At 63.9% G+C, this 3,768-nt stretch carries 2 protein-coding genes; one reads left to right on the top strand and one right to left on the bottom strand.

The features are described 5' to 3' along the window. Positions 1-2,022 (bottom strand): Tex family protein (locus WBB85_RS07200; RefSeq protein ID WP_432637945.1); only part of this gene is annotated, 2,022 nt, incomplete at its 3' end. 200 nt (positions 2,023-2,222) lie between these two features. On the opposite strand from WBB85_RS07200, the gene WBB85_RS07195 reads away from it, so the two are divergent. After that, a partial coding sequence (locus WBB85_RS07195) for a DNA gyrase subunit B (protein WP_432637944.1) occupies positions 2,223-3,768 on the top strand: 1,546 nt, incomplete at its 3' end.

Here is a 3,768-nt window from a genome sequence, read left to right as displayed (position 1 = left end):
GTCCTGATGGACGCCGATATCGACGAAGGCGCCGAAGGCCGCAACATTGGTGACGGTGCCTTCCAGGACCATGCCGGGCTTCAGGTCCTTGATGTCCTCGACCCCGTCGGTGAAGCTTGCGGTCTTGAAGCTGGGCCGGGGGTCGCGGCCGGGTTTTTCCAACTCGCTCAGGATGTCGCGCACGGTCGGCAGGCCGAACGTGGCGTCGACGAAGTCCTCGGCCCTCAACCCCTTCAGCGCGGTCTGGTCGCCCATGATTGCGCGCAGGTCACGGCCGCAGGCCTGCACGATGCGGCGGGCGACGCCGTAGGCCTCCGGGTGGACCGATGATGCGTCCAGCGGTTCCTCGCCGTCGCGGATGCGCAGGAAGCCCGCGCATTGTTCGAAGGCGCGGGGGCCGAGGCCCGAGACCTTGAGAAGGGCGGCGCGCGAGGTGAATGCGCCATGTGTATCGCGGTGGGCGACCACGGATTGCGCCAGTGTCGGCCCAAGCCCCGCGACATGCGCGAGAAGCGGCGCCGAGGCGGTGTTGATGTCGACGCCCACAGCGTTCACGGCATCCTCCACCACCGCCTCCAGCGCCTGGCTCAACCTGCGCTGGTCGACATCGTGCTGGTATTGGCCGACGCCGATGGATTTCGGTTCGATCTTGACCAGTTCCGCCAAGGGGTCCTGCAAGCGCCGCGCGATAGAGACGGCACCGCGCAAGGAGACGTCCAGATCGGGGAATTCCTGTGCGGCCAGTTCCGAGGCGGAATAGACCGAGGCACCGGCCTCGGACACTACGACCGGTTTCGGGCGGGGTGTGCCCTCGGGCAGACCCGGCAGCAGGTCAGCGACGAACCTTTCCGTCTCGCGGCTCGCGGTGCCATTGCCGATGGCAATGAGTTCGACGCCGTGACGACGGATCAGCTCCAGCACCGTTGCACCCGACCCGCGCAGATCGTGCTTTGGCGCGAAGGGGTAGATGGTCGCCGTCGCCAGAACCTTGCCGGTCGCGTCGACCACCGCCGCCTTCACGCCGGTGCGGATGCCGGGATCGAGCCCCAGAACCGGTTTCGCCCCGGCGGGGGCGGCAAGCAGCACGCCCTTGAGGTTGCGGGCAAAGACCTCGATCGCCTCTTCATGCGCACGGCGGCGCAACTCGGTCATAAGGTCGACATACATCGAGAGGCTGAGTTTCACCCGCCAGGTCCAGCCCGCCGCATCGCGCAGCCAGCGGTCACCCGCACCTTGTCCGGTGGTGCCGATGGTGGCCGCGATCATGGTTTCGGCCCGCGCCACGCCGGTTTCGGGCTCTGGCGCGATTTCGATGGCGACAACCTCTTCCTTGGCGGCGCGCAGGATCGCCAGCGCCCGGTGCGATGGGATCGCCTCCCACTTTTCGCGGTGATCGAAGTAGTCGGAAAACTTCGCGCCCTCCGTTTCCTTCCCGGCGATGACCCGGGCCGAGATGATCGCCTCGCGCCGCATGAAATCGCGAAGCTGACCCAGAAGGGGTGCGTTTTCGCTGAGGCCTTCGGCAAGGATATCGCGGGCGCCGGTCAGCGCGTCCTTCACGGTCGGAACAGCCTCACCGACATAACCCCCGGCCAGCGCCTCGGGATCGGCCGCCCGGTCGGCGATGATAGCCTGCAACAAAGGCTCCAGCCCGTTTTCCCGCGCGATCATCGCCTTGGTGCGGCGCTTGGGTTTGTAGGGCAGGTAGATATCCTCAAGCTCGGCCTTGGTCGCGACACCAGCGATAGAGCGGGCGAGGTCATCGGTCAGTTTGCCCTGTTCCTTGATGGATTGAAGGATCGTTGCCCGACGCGCCTCCAGCTCGCGCAGATAGGACAGCCGGTCAGACAGGCGGCGCAATTGCGTATCGTCAAGCCCGCCGGTCACTTCCTTGCGGTAGCGCGCGATGAAGGGCACCGTCGCACCTTCGTCCAGCAATCCGACGGCGGCGACGACCTGACGGTCGGCGGCACCGATTTCCTCGGCGATGGTGCGGGCGATACGGTCTGCTGTCAGGTCCAAGGTGGGCTCCCCTATTGGTTCGGATGGTCTGAATAACCGGGTTGGCGGCAGCCGCCAAGACACGACAGGTGGCCCGATGCTCGGGCTGAACACGACCGACCGAAGGTCCGGTAACGGAGACTGCCAAATCTTGTGTCTTCGGCGTGACATTCCTTTCCTTAACGCCTATAAAATGCGGGCAAGAACAAGGACAGGCGGGCATGACCGAAGACGCGCAGCAACCGGCCGAATACGGCGCGGATTCCATTAAGGTTCTCAAAGGCTTGGAGGCAGTCCGCAAGCGGCCGGGCATGTATATCGGCGATACCGATGACGGCTCGGGCCTGCACCACATGGTTTATGAGGTCGTAGACAACGGCATCGACGAGGCTTTGGCGGGTCATGCCGACTTTGTCCGGGTCCGCATCCATGCCGACAATTCGGTTTCCGTGCGCGACAACGGACGCGGCATCCCGACCGACATTCACGCCGAGGAAGGCGTTTCGGCGGCCGAAGTCATCATGACCCAGCTGCATGCCGGGGGCAAATTCGACCAGAACAGCTACAAGGTCTCGGGCGGGTTGCACGGCGTCGGCGTCTCTGTCGTGAACGCGCTGTCGGACTGGCTGGAACTGCGCGTGTGGCGCAACGGCAAGGAACACTACGCCCGCTTTGAGCGTGGCGAGACGGTCGAACATCTGCGGGTGGTCGGCGATGCCGAACCCGGCGACAAGGGCACCGAGGTGCGGTTCCTCGCCTCGACCACGACCTTTTCCAACCTCGACTATGTGTTCAAGACTCTGGAAACACGCCTGCGCGAACTCGCCTTCCTGAATTCGGGGGTGAAGATCATCCTTGAGGACAATCGCGGCGCCGAATTGCAGCGCACCGAACTGTTCTATGACGGCGGCGTGCGCGAATTCGTCAAATATCTCGACCGTCACAAGACCTCGGCCCTGCCCGAGCCGATCTTTATCACGGGTGACCGCGGCGGTATCGGCGTTGAGGTCGCGATGTGGTGGAACGACAGCTATCATGAGACAGTGCTGCCCTTCACCAACAACATTCCCCAGCGCGATGGCGGCACCCATATGGCGGGCTTCCGGGGCGCGTTGACGCGAACGATCAACTCCTACGCCCAGACCTCTGGCATCGCCAAGAAAGAAAAGGTCGATTTTACCGGCGACGATGCCCGCGAGGGGCTGACCTGTGTTCTGTCAGTGAAAGTGCCGGACCCGAAATTCTCATCTCAGACCAAGGACAAGCTGGTAAGTTCCGAAGTGCGGCCCGCGGTTGAGAACCTTGTCGGCGAAAAGCTGAGCGAATGGTTCGAGGAGCATCCGAACGAGGCCAAGGTCATCGTCAGCAAGATCGTCGAGGCGGCCCTTGCACGCGAAGCGGCGCGCAAGGCGCGCGAGCTGACACGGCGCAAGACGGCAATGGATGTCGCCTCACTGCCCGGCAAACTGGCCGATTGTCAGGAAAAAGACCCGGCCCTGTCAGAACTCTTCCTCGTCGAGGGCGACAGCGCCGGCGGGTCCGCCAAACAGGGGCGTGAGCGAAAGAACCAGGCGGTGCTGCCCCTGCGCGGCAAGATCCTGAACGTCGAACGCGCGCGGTTCGACCGGATGCTCTCATCCGACCAGATCGGCACGCTGATCACCGCACTTGGGACCGGCATCGGGCGCGATGAATTCAACCTTGGCAAGCTGCGTTATCACAAGATCATCATCATGACCGATGCGGATGTGGACGGTGCCCATATCG

It is taken from the genome of Albidovulum sp. (assembly GCF_049646345.1).
Lineage (GTDB): Bacteria > Pseudomonadota > Alphaproteobacteria > Rhodobacterales > Rhodobacteraceae > Albidovulum.
Note: the sequence above shows the minus strand (reverse complement) of the source record. Positions and strands in the feature narration are given on the sequence as shown.